The 20268-nt window shown below is 38.3% G+C and carries 20 protein-coding genes; 16 read left to right on the top strand and 4 right to left on the bottom strand.

Annotated features, from left to right (window positions below; genetic code table 11):
- The first annotated feature begins 10 nt into the window (after nt 1-10).
- Both MTQ00_RS00545 and MTQ00_RS00540 read left to right on the top strand, forming a co-directional pair.
- A complete protein-coding gene (locus MTQ00_RS00545; RefSeq protein ID WP_172277064.1) occupies nt 11-247 on the top strand; it encodes a hypothetical protein in 237 nt (78 codons plus the stop codon).
- A gap of 12 nt (nt 248-259) precedes the next feature.
- Entirely contained in the window at nt 260-1729 is a 1470-nt protein-coding gene (locus MTQ00_RS00540; RefSeq protein WP_273647319.1) for a M20/M25/M40 family metallo-hydrolase, read from the top strand.
- A gap of 71 nt (nt 1730-1800) precedes the next feature.
- Here the strand turns inward: MTQ00_RS00540 and folP are convergent, their stop codons facing one another.
- Nucleotides 1801-2571, bottom strand: a complete 771-nt coding sequence (gene folP, locus MTQ00_RS00535; protein WP_273647318.1) for a dihydropteroate synthase — start codon at nt 2569-2571, stop codon at nt 1801-1803.
- Between the two features lie 483 nt (nt 2572-3054).
- On the opposite strand from folP, the gene MTQ00_RS00530 reads away from it, so the two are divergent.
- The 6 genes from MTQ00_RS00530 to tpiA are packed head-to-tail and all read left to right on the top strand — an operon-like array spanning nt 3055 to nt 8479.
- A complete protein-coding gene (locus MTQ00_RS00530) occupies nt 3055-3621 on the top strand; it encodes a DUF1599 domain-containing protein (RefSeq protein WP_172277058.1) in 567 nt (188 codons plus the stop codon).
- Between the two features lies 1 nt (nt 3622).
- Nucleotides 3623-4732 (top strand): BT_3928 family protein, encoded by a 1110-nt coding sequence (locus MTQ00_RS00525; RefSeq protein WP_273647317.1) that lies wholly within the window; start codon nt 3623-3625, stop codon nt 4730-4732.
- A 60-nt stretch (nt 4733-4792) separates the two neighbouring features.
- Nucleotides 4793-5143, top strand: a complete 351-nt coding sequence (locus MTQ00_RS00520; RefSeq protein ID WP_273647316.1) for a TerB family tellurite resistance protein — start codon at nt 4793-4795, stop codon at nt 5141-5143.
- Nucleotides 5144-5170: 27 nt separating this feature from the next.
- Nucleotides 5171-7297 carry a S9 family peptidase gene (locus MTQ00_RS00515; RefSeq protein WP_273647315.1) on the top strand — a complete coding sequence of 709 codons (2127 nt, stop codon included), beginning with the start codon at nt 5171-5173 and terminating at the stop codon, nt 7295-7297.
- 4 nt (nt 7298-7301) lie between these two features.
- On the top strand, nt 7302-7706 hold the full coding sequence (locus MTQ00_RS00510) for a hypothetical protein (RefSeq protein WP_172277046.1): 405 nt from the start codon (nt 7302-7304) through the stop codon (nt 7704-7706).
- A 14-nt stretch (nt 7707-7720) separates the two neighbouring features.
- Nucleotides 7721-8479, top strand: coding sequence for a triose-phosphate isomerase (tpiA, locus tag MTQ00_RS00505; RefSeq protein WP_172277043.1), 759 nt, complete (start codon nt 7721-7723; stop codon nt 8477-8479).
- Between the two features lie 108 nt (nt 8480-8587).
- Here tpiA and MTQ00_RS00500 read toward each other — a convergent pair whose 3' ends face one another.
- The 3 genes from MTQ00_RS00500 to dnaG form a co-directional block, all read right to left on the bottom strand.
- Entirely contained in the window at nt 8588-9850 is a 1263-nt protein-coding gene (locus tag MTQ00_RS00500; protein ID WP_273647314.1) for an esterase-like activity of phytase family protein, read from the bottom strand.
- 453 nt (nt 9851-10303) lie between these two features.
- Nucleotides 10304-10990 (bottom strand): ATP-dependent Clp endopeptidase proteolytic subunit ClpP, encoded by a 687-nt coding sequence (clpP, locus tag MTQ00_RS00495; RefSeq protein ID WP_007842699.1) that lies wholly within the window; start codon nt 10988-10990, stop codon nt 10304-10306.
- 118 nt (nt 10991-11108) lie between these two features.
- Nucleotides 11109-13091 carry a DNA primase gene (gene dnaG / locus MTQ00_RS00490; protein ID WP_273647313.1) on the bottom strand — a complete coding sequence of 661 codons (1983 nt, stop codon included), beginning with the start codon at nt 13089-13091 and terminating at the stop codon, nt 11109-11111.
- Nucleotides 13092-13274: 183 nt separating this feature from the next.
- Between dnaG and MTQ00_RS00485 the strand changes: the two genes are divergently transcribed.
- The 8 genes from MTQ00_RS00485 (at nt 13275) to MTQ00_RS00450 (ending at nt 20248) form a co-directional block, all read left to right on the top strand.
- A complete protein-coding gene (locus MTQ00_RS00485) occupies nt 13275-13844 on the top strand; it encodes a hypothetical protein (RefSeq protein ID WP_273647312.1) in 570 nt (189 codons plus the stop codon).
- Nucleotides 13845-14252 carry a tRNA (adenosine(37)-N6)-threonylcarbamoyltransferase complex ATPase subunit type 1 TsaE gene (gene tsaE, locus MTQ00_RS00480; protein WP_172277031.1) on the top strand — a complete coding sequence of 136 codons (408 nt, stop codon included), beginning with the start codon at nt 13845-13847 and terminating at the stop codon, nt 14250-14252.
- A gap of 71 nt (nt 14253-14323) precedes the next feature.
- Nucleotides 14324-15517, top strand: a complete 1194-nt coding sequence (locus tag MTQ00_RS00475) for an alanine dehydrogenase (protein ID WP_273647311.1) — start codon at nt 14324-14326, stop codon at nt 15515-15517.
- Nucleotides 15517-15888, top strand: a complete 372-nt coding sequence (locus MTQ00_RS00470) for a hypothetical protein (RefSeq protein ID WP_172277025.1) — start codon at nt 15517-15519, stop codon at nt 15886-15888. The genes MTQ00_RS00475 and MTQ00_RS00470 overlap by 1 nt, the downstream gene beginning before the upstream one ends.
- 26 nt (nt 15889-15914) lie before the next feature.
- The gene (locus tag MTQ00_RS00465) at nt 15915-16685 is read left to right on the top strand and encodes a histidine kinase (protein ID WP_273647310.1); all 771 of its coding nucleotides are present in this window, start codon (nt 15915-15917) and stop codon (nt 16683-16685) included.
- The gene (locus MTQ00_RS00460) at nt 16663-17373 is read left to right on the top strand and encodes a LytR/AlgR family response regulator transcription factor (protein ID WP_273647309.1); all 711 of its coding nucleotides are present in this window, start codon (nt 16663-16665) and stop codon (nt 17371-17373) included. The genes MTQ00_RS00465 and MTQ00_RS00460 overlap by 23 nt, the downstream gene beginning before the upstream one ends.
- Before the next feature lie 107 nt (nt 17374-17480).
- The gene (locus MTQ00_RS00455) at nt 17481-17870 is read left to right on the top strand and encodes a hypothetical protein (RefSeq protein ID WP_273647308.1); all 390 of its coding nucleotides are present in this window, start codon (nt 17481-17483) and stop codon (nt 17868-17870) included.
- A 104-nt stretch (nt 17871-17974) separates the two neighbouring features.
- Nucleotides 17975-20248 (top strand): cation:proton antiporter, encoded by a 2274-nt coding sequence (locus tag MTQ00_RS00450; RefSeq protein ID WP_172278308.1) that lies wholly within the window; start codon nt 17975-17977, stop codon nt 20246-20248.
- Nucleotides 20249-20268: the final 20 nt, after the last annotated feature.

Here is a 20268-nt window from a genome sequence, read left to right as displayed (position 1 = left end):
CAATCAGAACATGAAAAAAATAGAAATAAAAGCGGACGATTTTTTTGACCTTTTACGGTTAAAGGACGTTTCCATGTGGGAAATATTCCTGCAGATGATTGATGGTGAAGAGAAGGAAATTATTTTCATCGATCGCGAAGAAAAGATTCTCTTCAATTATATTTTACCTGCTGACAAAGAAAAACTGGAAGAAGACCGGAAAGAGTTTTCCAAACAGTTCTCGGAAAAGCTGTCCTATCTTAATTAATTTGTTCACCCTATGAATAAAAATTATTTTCTATCAATTATCGGCGTATTTGCTATCTTTTTAGCCCATGCCCAAAGCTATAAAAAGCCTTTAGTATCTGCAATCAAAGAATCAGATCTTAAAAAAGATATGTATGAAATGGCTGCTGATCAGTTCTGGGGGCGTGAAGCAGGAACGTTAAATGAGTTAAAAGTCTCGATGTGGCTGGCAGATAAGGCGAAAGAGTCCGGGATGTCTCCGGCAGGAGAAAATGGCACTTTTTTTCAGTATTTTGATATGTACAGGCATCAGGTAATTCCGCAAAGCAGCGTAAAACTGGGTGAAAATACATTAAGATTATGGAAAGATTTTCTTGTTGCAGAACCTGTAAATGCTCATCTGGAAACTGATGTTGTGTACGCCGGAAATACCGAACCTGAGGATCTATCTAAATTGAATCTTAAAGGAAAAGTACTGGCCGTAAACGCTTCCGATAAAAATATTGAAAAGGAAATGACCCTTTTTGTAAGAAGATATCCCGGATTTGTAAGAACAAAATACTATAATACGGCACTAAATCTTGGCGCTAAAGCCATTATTTTCATCACAGATGATACTTCTGAAAAAAGTTGGGCAGAAGTTCTTCCGCAAATGACAAGAGGATCGTATGGCGTAGAGGGATTAAGAGAAAGCATTACAAACAATATCCCTGTTTTGTGGATCAAAAGAGAAAATGCCGGCTGGCTAAAAAACAACCCTAAAGTGTCTATCAACCTGATCACAGAAACCTATAAATATCCATCTGTAAACGTTATCGGAAAAATTGAAGGAACAGATCCCAAGTTAAAAAATGAATATGTTCTGATCAGCGGACATCAGGATCATGACGGGATAAGACATCCGGTTAAAAATGATACCATTTACAACGGTGCAGATGATAACGCGAGTACCTGTGTAGCTATGCTTGCTATGGCAAGAGCTTACAAAAAACAACCCGGAAAAAGAAGTATTCTTTTTGTTTTTCATGGTGCCGAAGAAAGAGGACTTTTGGGGTCAAGATGGCATGCAGCCCATCCTGTAGTTCCTAAAGAACAGATCGTTGCAGTATTGAATGGCGATATGATCGGCAGAAACAGCAATGAAGAAGCAGCTCTGTTAGGAGGAAATGCTCCGCATAAAAATTCTGAAGAATTGGTAAAAATGGCTGAAGAAGCCAATAACGAAAGTACGAAATTCAGATACCTTAAAGACTGGGATTCTCCTAATCATGCTGAATATTTTTACTTCAGAAGTGATCATTTACCGTACGCAAAACTAGGAATCCCTGCTATATTTTTTACCAGTGTTTTACATGAGCAGTACCATACTCCACAGGATGAGTCTGAGAACATCAATTACAAAAAGTTATACAAAATGACGGAATGGATGTACAGAACTTCATGGAAAGTAGCTAATGAAAGTGATCGTCCGAAAGTGATCCCGAACTTTACATTAGAGAGATAAAATATGATTGGTTTACCATTTAAAACTATGCGTTGATTCTTTTTAGCGCATAGTTTTTTTTAGCCTATTTATCATTTTTCTTGCAAAAAGATCTCCACTGTTTTTTTAGCTTCGGCAACATCGTGCACCCTGAGAATTTTTGCCCCTTGTTTTAAAACTTTCATGTGAAGTTTTTGGGTTTCTTCATTAATATCCAATGGGGTTTTACCTAGAGGTTTGTAAATAAAAGATTTTCTGGAAATACCAATCAACAGAGGAAATCGTCCAAATTCCAGATACTCCACTTCTCCTATTAATTTCATCTGATCTTCCACCGTTTTTCCAAAACCAAAACCGGGATCCAGAATAATATCCCTCACTCCTTTCTGTAAAAGCTCATGGGTCTTTTCACTAAAATACCGGTTCACCTCTAATGTAATATCCTCAAATTTTGTTTTGTCATGCATCCTCTCATAGGAAGGATTTATATGCATCAGAATATAAGGAAGTCCTGTTCCTGAAACAATATCGAACATATTATGATCAAATTGTCCTCCTGAAATATCGTTAATGAGGTCAATTCCTTCATCAAAACCAAACTTCACCGTTTCCGAATAGAAGGTATCCAATGAGATCAATGCTTCAGGAAATTCTTTTTTGATCTGAGAAATCAGCTTTCCGATCCTTCGGATCTCTTCTTTGCTCGTAAGAAATTCAGCGTGAGGACGCGTAGACTGGGGTCCGATATCAATGATTTCCGCTCCTTCTTTCAGTAATTTCTCCGTGTGCTCCAGTGCGGTCTTTTCATCGTTAAACTTCCCTCCATCAGAGAAAGAATCCGGTGTAAGATTTAAAATTCCCATAATTTTTGGAATCGTTAAATCTACTATTCTTCCATTGCAGTTGATAGAGTGAAAAGGTTTATGAGTTGGGGAGTTGGAGAGCATGAGAGTTTGAGGGTTTTTAAGGTTGGGGAGTTGGAGTGTTTGAGCGTGTGAGCGTATGAGTATGAGGGTTTGTGAGTGATAAAGGTTATGATGTACTAGTGGTGAATTTTAATAATGCAAAGCTAAGGAGTAAAAGTAATATGAGCAAGGTTATTTGATAAGCAATGGGCACCAGATCATAAGCAATTTGGCAATGTATTCTCCACTTAGTATTTACAATCTTTTCATCCCCAACTCTCATACTCTTCAACCCCACCACCCTCTTACGCTCAAACCCTCCAACCATCCAGCTCCCCAACCCTCAAACCCTCAAACCTAAAAGCATTTCTGCTCAAAATCACACTCCAATTCCCACAACCTAATACGTATTTTTGTATATTTGGGCTATTAAGAGAATTTATGTTAAAAACTTCAGTACAGTTCGGGAAAGTTATCAATCAATGTCGTGATCTTTTCAGTAAAAAATTACAGGATTACGGCGCAGCATGGAGGGTTCTAAGACCAAGTTCAATTACAGATCAGATCTATATTAAAGTGAACAGAATCCGGACCCTGCAGATGACGGATAAAAAAATGGTTGAGGAAAGTGAAGAAGACGAATTTATTGCGATCGTCAACTATTCGATTATCGGACTTATTCAGCTTGAAAAAGGTCTTTCCAACGATTTCAATGAAAATAATGATGAGATTTTAAGCCTTTATGACAAATATGCATCTGAAGCTCAGGCTCTGATGGAAAGAAAAAATCATGATTATGGCGAAGCATGGAGAGATATGAGAATTTCTTCCATAACAGATCTTATTTACCAGAAGGTCCTGAGAACAAAACAGATCGAGGATAACCAGGGAAAAACGATCGTTTCCGAAGGCCTGGATGCCAACTATTTTGATATGCTGAATTATGCTGTTTTCTGTCTGATCAAATTCTCTGAAAAAGAAAACAATTTCGAACCTAAAACTATTTAAAATGATCAAAGGTGTACTTCGTTTTATTATTGCAGTTATTTTTATCCTGTCCGGGTTTGTAAAAGCTGTGGATCTGGTAGGTTTTTCCTTTAAAATGGAAGAATACTTTTCCCCCGCAGTTTTCAACATGCCATTTTTCGAAAAATTTGCTTTGCTGTTTTCAGTTATTGTGGTGGTACTGGAGCTTTTCCTTGGATTTATGCTTTTAATAAAATTAAGACTGAAATTCACCTTATCCATGCTCATTGCCCTTTGTGTTTTCTTTGGGTTCCTTACTTTTTATTCAGCTTATTTCAATGTTGTAACCGATTGTGGATGCTTTGGAGATGCAATAAAATTTACGCCATGGCAGAGTTTCTTTAAAGACGTTGTTCTGCTGATCGGACTGATTATTTTATTTGTTCTGTACAGAAAAGAATTCGCCCGGAAAGACGAATACAGCAGCACAACGAAAACACCTACGGCCAAGTACAAATATTTCCTTTTGGGAGCTTTTGGTCTTGTAATGGTCTACATAATGGCACAGGGAATTATGCACGAGCCTCTCATCGATTTCCGCGATTATAAAATCGGTACGGATATTAAAGCAGAAAAAGATAAAATCAGTAAAAACCCGTCGGAATATAAAACCTTCTACACTCTTAAAAATCAAAAAACCGGGGAGGTTTTAAAGGTAAATCAGGATGATTACATCAAAGAAACAAAATATTGGGCTGACGGTTCTCCATGGAAGATTGAAGAAGGAAAAAACGAATCTGTCATCGTAAAAGAAGGCTACAAGTCTGAGATTGTAAAATTTAAAATTGAAGATCCTACCGGCCTTGAGGTTACTGATGAGATTATTAAAGCTCCAAAGGCTGTTTTGGTATTTTCTTATCACCCTAAAGAGCTTTCTCAGGAATTGATCCAGAAGGTTGAAGCTAAGGTAAATGCCCAGAAAGGTGCAGTTATCTATGGTGTCTCTACGGATCCGAACACATTTAAAACCATTAAAAATGCAATGATGGATGGAACTGCCATTAAAACCATTGCCAGAAGCAACCCGTTTGTCCTGATATTACAGAACGGAAAAATTGTAGACAAACAGCCTGCAAAAGATTATATTAAATAATAACGTATACATAATAGGAGTCAATTGACCCACTTTAAACACTAAACTTTTAATCAACTCATGCAAAAGTCAAATAAGCCAATCGCCGGTTACCATTTATTAATGATTCTTTCTTCCGTAGACGGAGAATTTGCCCCTGAAGAAGGAATGCTTGTACAGCAATATTTAGCTGATGAATTTCCGTTCAAAATGAATTTGGATAATGAACTGGAAACCATCGCCCTGCTTCAGCCTGAAGAATGGAAAGATCATTTTGAATTTCATGCCCGTTGTTTTTATGATGACTCTACGGAAGAAGAGCGCGTAAAATTTGCAGAATTTGCCAAAACACTTATAAAAGCTGATAACAAAGTAACGGATGAAGAACATACCTTCTATAAGCTTTTAAAGAATTTGTGGCATCTGAACTAGACACCTGCCCAAAAAACCAATATGAGTATGAAAAAATTATATCTAGGACTATTAATCATGAGTGCTTCTACCCTTCAATCTCAAAAATTCCCTGATCTTAAGGCTCCTGTTGCAGAGAAACAGGAACACATCAGAACGATACACGGTGATAAGGTAAATGATCCGTATTACTGGATGATCGATTACTTCAAAAAAGGAAAAGACTCCACAAAAGTTGTTGATTACCTGAAGGCGGAAAATTCCTATTGGGAAGGAATGATGAAGGATACGGAACCTTTCAGGGAAAAACTTTTCCAGGAAATGAAATCCAGGATCAAAGAAAAAGATGAATCGGTTCCCTCGTTCAAAAACGGATATTACTATTATACACGGACTGAAACGGGAAAACAGTATTTTAAATATTGCAGAAAGAAAGGTAGTCTTGAGGCACCTGAAGAAATACTCCTGGATGTGGACCAGCTTGCTGAGGGACACCCTTATTATTCAGCAGCAGGATTCAACATAAGCCCGGATAATACAAAACTGGTGTATGGTGTGGATGATGTTTCGAGACGGCAGTATAAATTGTTTTTAAAGGACCTTTCCACAGGAAAAACAACCGATCTGGGCATCAAAAATACCGAAGGTGAGGCAATATGGGCTAATGATAATAAAACCATTTATTATACTGAGAATAATCCCGTAACACTTTTGTCTGAAAAAATCAAGAGGCATAAACTCGGAACAGATCCTGGTAAAGATGTGGTGGTTTATGAAGAAAAGGATAAATCCAATTACATCGGGGTAGGAAAATCTAAAAATGAGAAGTTCATTATGATTTATTCTACTGCCACTACATCTTCCGAGACAAGATACCTGAATGCAGATGATCCTAATGGTACATTTAAAGTATTTCAGCCACGGATGAAGGATGTTTTATACGATGTAACACCATTAGAGAATAAATTCCTGATCACCACGAACAAAGATGCCCTTAATTTTAAAGTCGTGGAAACTCCCTTAACCAAAACAGGAGTTGAAAACTGGAAAGATTTTATTCCCCACAGAAAAGATGTTTTAATACAGGGCATTACGGAATTTAAAAATTACCTGGTTTTTAGCGAAAGGCAAAATGGGCTTTCCCAATTGGTCATTTATGACAGGAAAACCGGGAAAAAAGAGTTTGTAAAATTCGATGAACCTACTTATACCGTTTCTCCGGCAGGAAACCCGGAATACAATACGGACAATTTCCGTTTCGGATACACGTCTATGATTACGCCGCTTTCCCAGTTTGAACAAGATCTGAAAACAGGGAAAAGAACTCTTTTAAAGCAGCAGGAGATCTTAGGAGGCTACAATAAGGATAATTATGTAACAGAAAGACTTTTCGCTATCGCTAAAGACGGCACAAAAATACCTCTTTCAGTTGTGTACAAAAAAGGGTTAAAAAAGGACGGAAAAAATCCGCTGTTGCTCTATGCCTATGGTTCTTACGGAAATTCATCCAATGCCTCTTTCAGCATTACCCGATTAAGCCTTTTAGACAGAGGATTTGTCTTTGTGATGGCTCACATCCGTGGAGGTCAGGAGATGGGACGGCAGTGGTATGAAGATGGTAAAATGATGAAAAAGAAGAACACATTTACGGATTTCATCGATGCTGGAGAATATCTTGTAAAGGAAAAATTCACTTCTCCAAAGCATATGTATGCTCAGGGCGGAAGCGCCGGAGGCTTATTAATGGGAGCGATTGCCAATATGAGCCCGAATCTTTGGAATGGAGTTATTGCTCACGTTCCGTTTGTAGATGTGGTGAATACCATGCTTGATGAAAGCATCCCATTAACCACCAATGAATATGATGAATGGGGAAATCCCAATAATAAAGAGGCATATTTCTATATGAAATCCTATTCGCCTTATGAAAATGTAGAAAAGAAAAATTATCCCAATCTTCTGGTAACAACAGGATTGCATGACTCACAGGTACAGTATTTCGAGCCTGCAAAATGGGTGGCAAAATTACGGGATATGAAAACAGATAAAAATGTATTGTTTTTAAAAACTGATATGGCTTATGGTCACGGAGGTGCTTCTGGAAGATTCGACTACCTGAAGGATACTGCTTTGGTGTACGCCTTTATGTTTAAATTAGAAGGAATTAATCAATAATTTTATGAAAAAACTATTTGCCATATCCTTATTTTGTATTGGAATAGGATTAACAGCACAACAAAAAACCTACGATCCAAAGATGGTAGGATGTTATAAGGGTTCTGAACAAAACCAACAGATCGAAGGTTTCTCAAAGTACTGGGTTTCATGCAGGATGGAAAACGGAAAAAGCATGCTTTTATTTGTTGCTATTGATCAGGACGGTAACGTACAACAGGAAACTGAAAATGGCAGCTGGTGGACAGAATCCGGAAAATATTATGAACTTCATAACTATGATAAGGTGATTGATGTGTACAATTATGAAGTACTGGATAACGGTAATGTAAAGTTCCAATCAATTGAATTAATGGGTAAAAAAGATAACACCTACACATTTATAGACACTAAAATAAAAGAAGATTAAATAGTAAAATAATTATGAGAAGAAAGATCGTTGCAGGAAACTGGAAAATGAACAAAAATGTAATTGATGCTCAGCAATTAATGATTCAATTACTTAGTTATAAAAACAATAACCCGACGAATTGTGAGGTTTGGATCGCTCCTCCTTCATTGTATCTGATGATGGCAAAAGACATCTTTGAAAAGGATGAGATCGGAGTTTTTTCCCAGGATATGAGCGAGCATGAAAGCGGAGCCTATACAGGAGAGCTTTCTGCAGATATGCTGGAATCCATTGATGTGACCGGATCACTTATCGGACACTCTGAAAGAAGACAATACCACGGTGAAACAGATTCACATTGCAACAGAAAGGTTAAGTTAGCACTTGATAAAGGTTTAATTCCTGTATACTGCAATGGGGAAACACTTGAACAGAGAAAAGCAGGCCAGCACTTTGAAGTGGTAAAAAACCAGACTGAAGTGGCTTTATTTACCCTTTCCGCAGAGGAAATCAAAAAAGTAGTAATTGCTTACGAACCCGTTTGGGCAATCGGAACCGGTGAAACGGCTACACCTGAGCAAGCTCAGGAAATCCATGCACATATCAGAAGTATCATTGCTGCAAAGTATGGGCAAGAAGTTGCAGATGAAGTTTCGATCCTTTACGGAGGTTCAGTGAAGCCGGATAATGCTAAAGAGATTTTTTCCCAACCGGATATCGATGGTGGACTGATTGGCGGAGCTGCTTTAAAACTGGAGGATTTCTCTAAAATTATTGAGGCCTTTAATTAGTTAGATTTTAGATATTAGAGGTTAGAGGTTAGATGCTCTACTGAATCAATATCATAAAAATAAAAAGCGGCGGAATTGTATTCCGCCGCTTTTCTTTTAAAAATATGATTACTGAATATCGACTACATACATTGTTCCTTTATCTACTTTTCCTGTCTTAGGAAGAATCTTCGCTTTCGGGTTTCCGTTTCCATCATCGGTAACGCCAAAATCATCGTCATTGAAAACAGCCAGTTTATTTCCTCCCAGATAAACAATTCCTTCGAATTTGTCGTGTTCATATCCCAATTTAGCAACCAGATCCACAGCTAAAGTCTTGGAAACCGGCTTTAGCCCGGCAGCATCAATCTCAGCCCATGTGGATTGTTCCAAAGCTTTATCATTAATCTTTAGCCCATCAACAGCCGCCAGATCGGGACCGGTAACATCTGATGCGCCGGAAAGATTAATTCTGTATACTTTCTTCAGTCCTCCCTGAGAACCGAATTTTCCGTCCCTTTCAATAACTAAAAACTCAGTATTACTGATCGCCGTGATATCACAAACGGAATCGGATGCTCCCCCATCCTGCTTATACAAATATTGTTTTGTCTGCCCGGTTGCAAGGTCAAACGTTACAATCCTTGTTAAAGTAGTATTGGTAGCGAGAGCTTTGGTAGGAACATACATGGTCGACTGCATCGTTCCCACCAGCATCTTTCCGTCAGGAGTCATACACATTCCTTCCATTCCCCGGTTAGGTCTTCTTTTTGCGAAAACGGCAGGCAATTTCCTGTTTCCTGTATTCACTCCAATAGGACTGATCCTTTCCATCTCCACCCCATCCGCATTATAATGAACGATGTGAGGTCCATATTCATCAGACACCCAAAACGTGCCGTCAGCAGCAGCTACAATACTCTCACTGTCCAATCCGTAATTATCAGTCCCCAATACATTTCCATTGACACCATAAGCAATTTCACCCGTACTTCCCATTCCCTGAGGGTTTGGAAGTCCTGTAATAGGTTGTCCCGAAGGATTTTTAAGCTTGATATACTTCAGTACTTCAATATTTCCATCAGAATTGATCTTAAAATGCATGATCGTGGGTGTATAGTTGGGAATGAGGAATTTAATTCCATTCTGATAAGCGGTATTGGGACCACGGTCCGTGATCACATAAAATTCTCCTTTACGGGTAGGATGGGCTGTTGCTCCGGAACCGAAACCACCATTAATTACAGCGACTCCATTGATCGTAGCAACCGTTGTAAAAGGAAATTCCTGTGGTAGTTTATTATAATTGATGTCCTGGTTATTTACCGTATCATCATTGTTGCATGACCATAAAGTTCCTAGGATAAGAGATGAAAGAAGAAGTTTTTTCATGATTACTTTTTATGGTTGCGAATGTAAACAGCGATTGTGAACTAATGTTGAATTGAATAATAATTGTATTTTAAATATGACTTAATTTCTTTATCTTGAAACAAAGGTTCAAGATTTAATATTTACTTCTCCCTCAGACAGTAGAATTTTCTTAACGTTTATAGGATTCATTTTTTTAACGTTTCCGGTTCCCAGGTCGCTGTCAAAAAATCAAAGATTTTTTTAAAACTTAAGTGTATTTTCTATACAGCATTCTGGTCCTTAAAAACAGCTAACGTGTTTAAAAACTTTTGTGACTTTTGTGGTTAAAAAAAAGACATATAGTGTTAGATTCCTTCACTTCATATGCGCTCCGTTCTCAAGTCGAAGATCAGACGTAGTTAATGACATAGGATTATTATAAAAAAAGAAAAGCGCACCTATCGGTGCGCTTTCATTAGTATTTAAAGAAACTTATTTTTTCTCTTTGGATCTCTGTAAAACCTCATCTACCATTCCGTAGTTTTTAGCTTCTTCAGAAGTCATCCAGTAATCCCTGTCAGAAGATTTTTCAACCCACTCATAAGTTTGTCCTGAATGCTCTGCAATGATATCGTAAAGCTCCTGCTTTAATTTCAACATCTCTCTCAGGTTGATCTCCATATCAGAAGCAACACCTTGTGCACCTCCTGAAGGCTGGTGGATCATTACCCTTGAATGCTTAAGTGCGGAGCGTTTTCCTTTTTCTCCGGCAACTAACAATACAGCTCCCATTGAAGCAGCAATACCTGTACAGATTGTCGCTACATCCGGTTTGATGATCTGCATCGTATCATAGATACCTAAACCTGCATATACACTACCACCAGGAGAGTTGATATAGATCTGAATATCCTTTGAAGGGTCAGCACTTTCAAGGAATAAAAGCTGTGCTGTTACGATATTAGCTACCTGGTCATCGATTCCGGTTCCAAGGAAAATAATCCTGTCCATCATCAAACGGGAGAAAACGTCCATCTGAGCAACGTTCAATCTTCTTTCCTCCATAATGTAAGGCGTAAGATTCGTTGGACCATACATCCCCATATACTGATCGGTAACCAAACCGCTGTTTCCTAAATGCTTTACAGAGAAATCTCTGAATTCTTTTTTAATGTCCATATTTCTATTGGTATTATTTTAAATTTTTCTGAAGTTTAAATTACAACTTTTATTCCTAAAATTTTATAGGACTTTTTGTCAGAAATGATTGGTGCCCCGCCAACAGTTTGTCTGAAAATTATCTTTTACTGTCTCTATAAATCCCTTTAATGGGTGAGTATTCGATAATATCATTGAGTTTCATTGACGCCTGTTTCAATAAGGTGATCTTTTTGATCAGTTCAAAATATTTTCCTTCATCTTTTCCACTGTATTGATCCAGCTCTTTAGCCGTTTCTTTGATCAGGTAGTCGATATACCGGTATTTATGCAGCAAGACGTCACCTTTAATCTGCTCTGCCACTTTATCCCCGTAATTGGGAGGATAAATATTCCGGGAAGCCCAGTTTTCAAGCTCATCCAATGGAATTAACGCATCTACTACCTTCGAGGTGATCTGCTCGTCCATAAAAGATACGAAAAAATTCCCGCTTCTCAGTTCATCCTGCTGGATGCCTTCTTTTACCTGATTAATGATGATCTCATTTCCTTTTACCAAAAATTGATATTGCTCTTCCTCAAAATGGTGCAGAATTTCTTCAATGACCGTGATCTGATACTCCTCATTATTAGCGTCCGTTCTTTTTAAAACAACATCTCCAAACATCAGCATATGATCTACAAGCTTACTCTCCATAAACAAGACATCATACAGAAAAGGATCCCCTTTATTCTCATCCGGAGGGACAATATCCATTTTAACGGGAACATTTTCTTTCTGCTGCTGAACATGCTGGTTCTGATTTTGGGTAATCTGCCTCTGAACATCCAGTTCATTAAACAAGCTCTGTTCGGAAAGTCCGAATTTATTGGAAACTTCTTTTAAGTAAACCTCTCTTTTCAAGGCATTCTGAACAAACCCTACGGATTTAACGATGTTCCTGATCGCTTCGGCCTTTTTAATAGGATCGCCTCCTGCTTCTTTTAAAAGAATTTCAGCTTTAAAATCAATAAAATCCATCGCCTCATTTTCGATGAATTTTTCCACATAGTCCTGCGGATGTTTTCTGGCAAAGGAATCCGGGTCATCTCCTTCAGGAAATAAAAGAACTCGGATATTCATTCCTTCTGTCAGCAACATATCAATACTCCGGAAACTGGCTTTAATTCCGGCATTATCTCCATCAAAGAGAATGGTTACATTTTCCGTTAGTCTTTTGATCAGTTTGATCTGTTCTGTCGTCAGGGAAGTTCCCGAGCTTGCCACCACATTTTCAATTCCGGAAAGATGAAGGGAAATCACGTCCATATATCCTTCCACCAAGAGACAGACGTTTTTCCTGGAAATAGCCTGCTTACTTTGGTTTAATCCATAAAGGACATTCGATTTATGATAGATCTCCGTTTCCGGGGAATTGAGGTATTTTGCTGTTTTTACATTATTCTTAAGGATCCTGGCACCAAAACCCAATACCCTTCCTGAGAAACTATGGATCGGAAAGATGACCCTTTCACGAAAACGGTCAATTCCATTCGGTGCATTTTCAGGAAAAATAGAGAGTCCTGATTTCTCCAGAATTTCTTTAGAATATCCTTTCTCTAAAGCATACGCCGTAAAGGCATTTTTCTTTTCAGGAGAATATCCCAGCTGGAATTTTTTTATGATATCATCTTTCAGCTCACGCTCCCTGAAATAAGCGAGTCCAATGGATTTTCCTTCTTCAGCCTCCCAAAGGAAATTCTGAAAGTAATCATTGGCCACTTCATGAATTTTATATAATAAATCCCTTTCAGACTGGGCATTTTTAGCTTCTTCAGAAAACTCGCGCTGATCTTCTTCAATTTCAATTCCGTATTTTTTGGCAGCATGGCGAAGCGCTTCGGGATAGGTGAAGTTTTCAATTTCCATGAGGAAGGAAATCGCAGTTCCTCCTTTTCCTGTAGAGAAATCCTTCCAGATCTGCTTACTCGGAGAAACGACAAAACTGGGAGATTTTTCTTCGTGGAAGGGACTGAGTCCTTTATAATTAGACCCTGCCCGTTTCAGCTGCACATATTCACCCACAATCTCTTCTACCCGGATCGTGGAGAATATCTTATCAATGGTCTGTTTGGAAATCATGGTGTAAAAGTATAATATTTCTATTGTAAAACAAAAAAATCCCCCTTCGTGAAATTCCTAAAATTGATAAAATTCGTGTTCGATCTAAATAAAATAATTAGGCTAAATTTGACAAATGAAAAATGACACCCGGATGAATGACAGAATGCCTGGTTGAACGCATTCTCAATAAAAGTTTCATGTATGGCTGAAGATTATAAAGCTTTTAATATCTACAAACCTGCCAACGGTTTTGTATGGACAAGGGAAAGAATAATTTATATTTTAATAGGTATCCCTTTCCTGACTGTTGCTTTTGTGCTTTATATACTCAAAGTTCCGGAAAAGGAAATTCCAGGCTGGTTCGCATGGATCATAGGAATACCTATGTTTATTGCCTTCATCGGAGGTTTTATTAATGTCTGGTTTCCGGAACAGCTAAAAGGTCGAATGGAAGGAAAACTTATTTTTGAAAAAGAAAAAATTACCGTCGACAATGAGGTTTTTTTGACGCAAAATCTAAAGTATGTGGAAATAGTACAAAATGATCATAAGGGAAGGTTCATTATCAGGAACGGTGCTGACGGTGCTTTTTCCCAAGGCTGCAATAATTATTTAAAAATCAGACTTTTGGATAATGAGGAAAGGAAAGTTCTGTTTCAGATAAAACAACCAGGAGAACTTTTACAAATATCCAATCAGCTTAACTTTTACATAGAACAGGGTTTAATGACCAAGGAAGCCCGAAACAATATATTAAACTATACATCATAAATGGAATTGAAAATCAATAAAATCGAAGACTGGCAGGCTGTAGTGGAAAAAATTATTCCTCAATTGCAGCACCCTATTCTTTTGCTAAAAGGAAACCTGGGAGCAGGAAAAACAACATTTACACAGTTTTTACTTAAAAACCTGGGAAGTGAGGATGAGGTAAGCTCTCCAACCTATTCTATTGTGAATGAGTACAGCAGTCCGAAAGGAAAAATTTTTCACTTTGATCTTTACCGTCTGAAAAATATTGACGAGGTGTATGATATCGGTATTGAGGAATATCTGGACAATGCTTATCTATGCATTATCGAATGGCCGGAAGTATATGAAGAAGAGCTGTACGGCCTGGAATATCACTCAATGAGCATTTTAAATACCGGTGAAAGCAGAGAAATCACTTTCGAGTAAATATTATGTATCTTTGCTTACTAAATTTGATTATAAAAACATTTATCTGTAAGACATAATTAATGTAAAGAATGAGTACTACAAATATTTTCACTCCTTTTACTGAAGAAGAATTGATGCCGAAAGAGGAAAAACTGGAAGTTATAAAGAAGGGTAAACAATTTAGTATTGGTGTTCCCAAAGAAACGTGTCTTCACGAAAGAAGAACCTGTATCACTCCTGATGCAGTGCAGGTATTGGTAGATCACGGCCACGAAATCATTATCGAATCGGGTGCCGGAGTAGGATCTTTTTTTACAGATTTACAGTACTCCGAATCAGGAGCAAAGATCACTACAGATCCCAAAGAAGCTTTCGGACAGGATTTGATTTTAAAGATCAACCCTCCTACTGAGGAAGAAATTGATTATATGAAGCCAAATACGTATCTGGTTTCTGCCCTTCAGATCAATTTAAGAGAGAAAGAATATTTCCTGAAGCTTGCTGAGAAAAAAATCAATGCAATCGCTTTCGAATTTATTATCGACGAATACAAGCAGCTTGCCCTGGTAAGACTGGTAGGTGAAATTGCCGGAACCGTTTCCATCCTGTATGCATCGGAATTGCTGGCTTTATCCAATGGCCTTATGCTGGGTGGAATTACAGGTGTGCGACCTTCGGAAGTCCTGATCCTTGGAGCAGGAATCGTGGGCGAATTTGCCACCAAAGCAGCTATCGGTTTAGGAGCTAGCGTAAGGGTTTTTGATAATTCCCTATCGAAACTACGCCGACTTCATACCATTGTAGACAGCCGTGTTCCTACTTCTATTATCGATCCTAAAGAGCTGGGTAAAGCTTTAAGACGTGCAGATGTTGTGATCGGAGCCCTTCCGAGATTGAATATGCAGCCGATCGTTACGGAAGATATGGTAATGAAAATGAAAAAAGGAAGTGTAATCATAGATATCACCATCGACAATGGTAAAGTGATCGAAACTTCGGAACTTACCACCATGGATGAGCCTTATATTATCAAACACGGAGTGATCCATTGCGGTCTTCCGAATCTTACGTCAAAAATGCCGAGAACGACAACAAAGGCTATTTCTAATTTCTTTTTATCCTACATTTTAAATTACGATGAGGAAGGTGGCTTTGAAAATATGCTGATCCGCAAAAATGAAATGAAGCAAAGTCTTTATATGTATAAAGGAAGACATACGAAAAAGATCATCTGCGACCGTTTCGGGCTTACTTATCATGATATCAATCTTTTAATTTTCTAATGAAAAAACTGAAGTTTTATTTAATCGGCCTTATTCCGGGGCTTATTATTGTATTTTTTATATTAAACAAAAAAGGGGCAAGCTGCTCGGGATATTTGCCCAACAGCCGTGTTATTGCTGAAACGCTTTCCAAGGATTTTAAGTATTCAGAGACATTCAGTAATGAAATGAAAACCTTAAAGATTGATGAAAAATTTCTGAAAGACAGTATTATCACCAAAGGAAAAGTAGATTTCGACCGCAGCCATGCTCAAAAAAAACCATGTCCGGAATATATACTGATCTATCCGGAAACCCATCCGACCTACGAGATCGGATATGAAAAATGTGAAGAAACGGTAACGCTGAACAGCCTTAAAAAACTGAAATAAGCAGGTATTATTTAAAGAAAACAACCATGGATGGCAATTATTACATGATTCATGATTATCTGATATTCATTGGAGTCTTTGCTATTTTCTTTTTTCTTACGGTAAGCATCTACCTGTTTGGCCAGAATAAAAAATTCAAACAACGAAATACCAAGCTGTCGGAAACGAATAAGCTGATTGAGCAGCGACTGAATGAAGTTCAGCTGGAACACATTGGTACCAAGCTGAATCCGCATCTGTTTAAAAATATCCTCAATTCCGTTCAGTCTCACGCTTACCAGACCTATATGTCCCTTGATAAGCTGGCGAACGTGCTGGATTATATCTTATACGAAAGCAATAATAAATTCGTAAGCCCGAAGGAAGAGCTCACTTTTGCCTTAAGCCTTATTGAAATCAATAAGATCAAGATCAACCCCCTTTTTGATTTCAGGATCAAATCCAGAATCGATAAATCCGACCGTATCTTTGAAGAGAAAGTATTTGCCCCGCTGATTTCTGTGGACCTGATAGAAAACGCTTTTAAACATACGGATTTTTTAGCCCAGGATTCTTTTATATCCATATATCTGGAGCTGGAAAACGGGATCTACACCATGAAGGTGATCAACAAGGCTTCGCTGAAAAACGTTCTGGAAAAAGAAAAAAGCGGATTCGGAAGCCAGTCCCTGGATCAAAGGCTGAAGATGATCTATAACACGCATTATCAGCTTCAAAAAAGTTCTAAAAACGGGATCTTCACAGCAGAATTACAAATTAATTTAGGAGAGTTCTATGATAAAGTGCGTTATTCTTGATGATGAATTGCTGGCGATAAGCTATTTAAAGCTTCTATGTGAACAGATTGATCATGTAGAGGTGGTAAAGGCTTTTAACGATCCTAAAATTTTCCTCAGCGAAATCCATTCCATCGACTGCAACGTATGCATCCTGGACATTGAAATGCCGGGAATGACGGGACTTCAGGTAGCAGAATTGATTTCAGATTCTAAAAAGATCATTTTCACGACAGCCTATAAAGAATATGCCGCCGAAGCGTTCGATCTTAATGTGGTGGATTATGTGCGTAAACCTATTAAAAAAGAAAGACTCATTCAGGCTTTTGAAAAGGCGAAGGAACTGGTCAACAGCCCGCAGAAGAAAGACTTTATCGAATGGAATACGAATATCGGGAAAACCATCATTTTCACAGAGCAGATTGCTTACATTAAAACCTCGGAGATCGACAGCCGCGATAAAGATATTATTCTCAACGACGGAACCAATATCGTCCTTAAAAACCTCAATTTTAAAAATCTTCTTGACATGCTTCCTGCTAAAGATTTCGCCCAGGTCAATAAAAAAGAGATCATCGCGTTGTCTTCCATCAAAGTATTTTCAACCAACGAGATCATTACCACAATTCCTGCGGAAGATGACAATTTCCTGAAACTTCAGATCGGAGATACCTATAAAAGCGCTCTGATGGAAATGTTCGGAAAATAGATCCTTCAAATGATCCGGTTTTCGCTGCAGAATTCAGGTCTTTCATTACAGGCTCCTTTTTACAATAATCAGTCCGTGTACTTTTGCCCCTGATTAAATGATTGATCATGAAAAGATTTTTTTATGCATGTGGAATTCTCATATCCGGATGTTGTTTTTCCCAGGAATCTACTTCTCAAGTGAAAGCCGCATTTTTTGACGGAGTGGCAGCAGCCGGATATGTGGATCATGGGGCTTTCATCAATTTTACGGGACCAAATATCAACATGACCTGGCGCCATACAAGATTTATTGTAGGAATGCTTCCTTCCCTACGGATCAGAGAAGATAGTTCAGAAGGGACAAAAAACAGCGCTATCACTCCTAATCTGGGTGTAGGATTTACTTTTGTTTACAAAAAGATAGCCCTTCAGGTTCCGGTGTACTATAATACCAAGACTTCGACACAAAATGGCAGCTGGAAAGTAGGAATTGGGCTTGGATATTCTTTAAAATAGATTTTTCATTACATTATTTATGGCATTTATTACATTTTACAAAAAATAATATCTGTCATCCATATATTCTTTAGAAATTTACACTAAAATAACGGATTATGAATTTGGGGAAATACAGAAATATTATTTTTTATGCAGTTACGATCGCTGTTTTCTCTTGCCTGATGTACTTCTTCATTATTGAAGGACAAACATTGGAGGTAAAAGAAAATCTTGTTGTAAAAACAAGTTCAGGATCTACCTGGGATAACTTTATAGAATCGTTTAAAGCCAACCTTCATCATCCATTGGCTTTACTGCTGGCACAAATCGTTACCATCATCCTGGTCGCCCGGTTATTCGGATGGATTTGCATGAAAATAAAGCAGCCGACGGTGATCGGAGAAATGATTGCCGGTATTGTTCTGGGACCTTCATTACTGGGAATGTACTTTCCGGAGTTTTCATCCTTTCTTTTTCCAAAAGAATCCCTTGGGAATTTACAGTTTTTAAGCCAGATCGGGCTGATCCTGTTCATGTATATCGTTGGTATGGAACTTGATCTTAGCGTCTTAAGAAAAAAGGCGCATGATGCCGTAGTGATCAGCCACGCCAGTATCATTATTCCTTTTGCACTGGGTATCGGACTCTCCTATTTCATCTATCAGGAATTTGCACCGGATGGTATCCAGTTTACTTCTTTTGCCTTATTTATTGCTATTTCAATGAGCATTACCGCCTTTCCGGTACTGGCAAGGATCGTCCAGGAGAGAAATCTGCAGAAAACCAAACTGGGAACCATCGTTATCACCTGTGCCGCAGCAGATGATATTACCGCATGGTGTATCCTTGCAGCCGTGATCGCTATTGTAAAAGCGGGATCTTTTGCCAGTTCGATCTATGTGATCTTAATGGCTATAGGTTATGTCTTTTTTATGATCAAGATCGTAAGGCCGTTCCTCAAAAGGATCGGTGATCTGCAGGCAGGTAAAAACACCATCAACAAACCGATGGTCGCCATCTTTTTTTTAACGCTTATTCTTTCTGCATATGTAACGGAAGTGATCGGAATCCATGCCTTGTTCGGAGCTTTTATGGCTGGAGCTATTATGCCTGAGAACGCTAAATTCCGTACGATGTTCATCGATAAGATCGAAGATGTGGCCCTGGTTCTTTTACTTCCTTTATTCTTTGTATTTACAGGACTTCGGACACAGATCGGACTGCTCAATGACGGACACCTTTGGATGACAGCCGGATTTATAATTCTGATTGCTGTAGCCGGAAAATTTGCAGGAAGTGCTTTAGCTGCACGATTCCTCGGGATCAACTGGAAAGACAGCTTAACAATCGGTGCTTTGATGAATACCCGGGGATTAATGGAACTTATCGTTCTGAATATCGGATATGACCTCGGTGTTCTGGGTCCCGAAATTTTCGCCATGCTGGTGATCATGGCTTTGTTCACTACCTTTATGACCGGACCGGCACTGGATTTTTTCAATTATCTTTTTAAATCTAAAAAGGATGAAAATATCCCAAATGGGCATCATGATTCGAAATATCGTGTTTTGCTTTCCTTTGACAATCCTGAATCGGGAAGTACCTTATTAAAACTCGCCCATGATTTTACCAATAAAATGAATGGCAATAAGAGCATTACTGCCATGAATATTGCTCCTGTGGAGGAAATGCATGCCTATGACATCAATGAATACGAGAATGAGCAGTTTAAAAATGTAATCGAAACCTCCCACGACCTGAAACTTGAAGTCACTACCCTTTTCAAAGCATCTACGGATATTGAAAACGATCTTACCAGCATTTCAAACAAAGGAAACTACGACCTCCTTTTGATCATGCTTGGAAAATCGATGTATGAAGGAAGTCTACTAGGCAGGCTGCTGGGTTTCACCACGAAGATCATCAACCCGGAAAAACTCCTGAATACCGTAAAAGGAAAAGGATATATTTTCAACAACTCCCCTTTTGACGATTTTACTTTACAAATCCTTGATAAAACCAATATCCCGGTAGGAGTTCTGGTAGAAAAAGATTTCAAAAGTGCGGATAAAGTATTTGTTCCGATCTTCAACCTCAGCGATTTTTACCTGCTGGAATATGCCAAGAGACTGATCAACAATAATAATTCACAGATCATCATTCTGGATGTCGCAGGACAGATCCGGAATAATATCGAGGTGAAAGAACTCATCAGAAGCATTGAACAGGTTGCCCCTAATCATATCACCCTATATAACGAGAAAAAGATCGAAAAGGAGTTTTTAAATTCCCAGGATCTGATGCTCATCAGCAGTAAAAGCTGGAAAGGATTAATCGATACCAAAAGTATCTGGCTATCCGATATACCTTCTGCTCTTATTATATCCAATCCATAACAGGTTCGGTTAGCAACTGT

This window comes from Chryseobacterium sp. B21-037, assembly GCF_028570785.1.
In the GTDB taxonomy this organism is placed as follows: Bacteria; Bacteroidota; Bacteroidia; order Flavobacteriales; family Weeksellaceae; genus Chryseobacterium; species Chryseobacterium proteolyticum.
Note: the sequence above shows the minus strand (reverse complement) of the source record. Positions and strands in the feature narration are given on the sequence as shown.

Coding starts and splice junctions, on each gene's coding strand:
- MTQ00_RS00470 (WP_172277025.1), top strand. CDS start 15,517: ATGAAAAAACTGAAGTTTTATTTAATCGGCCTTATTCCGGGGCTTATT.
- MTQ00_RS00475 (WP_273647311.1), top strand. CDS start 14,324: ATGAGTACTACAAATATTTTCACTCCTTTTACTGAAGAAGAATTGATG.
- MTQ00_RS00540 (WP_273647319.1), top strand. CDS start 260: ATGAATAAAAATTATTTTCTATCAATTATCGGCGTATTTGCTATCTTT.
- MTQ00_RS00530 (WP_172277058.1), top strand. CDS start 3,055: ATGTTAAAAACTTCAGTACAGTTCGGGAAAGTTATCAATCAATGTCGT.
- MTQ00_RS00455 (WP_273647308.1), top strand. CDS start 17,481: ATGAAAAGATTTTTTTATGCATGTGGAATTCTCATATCCGGATGTTGT.
- folP (WP_273647318.1), bottom strand. CDS start 2,571: ATGGGAATTTTAAATCTTACACCGGATTCTTTCTCTGATGGAGGGAAG.
- MTQ00_RS00545 (WP_172277064.1), top strand. CDS start 11: ATGAAAAAAATAGAAATAAAAGCGGACGATTTTTTTGACCTTTTACGG.
- tpiA (WP_172277043.1), top strand. CDS start 7,721: ATGAGAAGAAAGATCGTTGCAGGAAACTGGAAAATGAACAAAAATGTA.
- MTQ00_RS00465 (WP_273647310.1), top strand. CDS start 15,915: ATGGATGGCAATTATTACATGATTCATGATTATCTGATATTCATTGGA.
- MTQ00_RS00520 (WP_273647316.1), top strand. CDS start 4,793: ATGCAAAAGTCAAATAAGCCAATCGCCGGTTACCATTTATTAATGATT.
- dnaG (WP_273647313.1), bottom strand. CDS start 13,091: ATGATTTCCAAACAGACCATTGATAAGATATTCTCCACGATCCGGGTA.
- MTQ00_RS00515 (WP_273647315.1), top strand. CDS start 5,171: ATGAAAAAATTATATCTAGGACTATTAATCATGAGTGCTTCTACCCTT.
- MTQ00_RS00485 (WP_273647312.1), top strand. CDS start 13,275: ATGGCTGAAGATTATAAAGCTTTTAATATCTACAAACCTGCCAACGGT.
- tsaE (WP_172277031.1), top strand. CDS start 13,845: ATGGAATTGAAAATCAATAAAATCGAAGACTGGCAGGCTGTAGTGGAA.
- MTQ00_RS00460 (WP_273647309.1), top strand. CDS start 16,663: ATGATAAAGTGCGTTATTCTTGATGATGAATTGCTGGCGATAAGCTAT.
- MTQ00_RS00500 (WP_273647314.1), bottom strand. CDS start 9,850: ATGAAAAAACTTCTTCTTTCATCTCTTATCCTAGGAACTTTATGGTCA.
- MTQ00_RS00510 (WP_172277046.1), top strand. CDS start 7,302: ATGAAAAAACTATTTGCCATATCCTTATTTTGTATTGGAATAGGATTA.
- MTQ00_RS00525 (WP_273647317.1), top strand. CDS start 3,623: ATGATCAAAGGTGTACTTCGTTTTATTATTGCAGTTATTTTTATCCTG.
- clpP (WP_007842699.1), bottom strand. CDS start 10,990: ATGGACATTAAAAAAGAATTCAGAGATTTCTCTGTAAAGCATTTAGGA.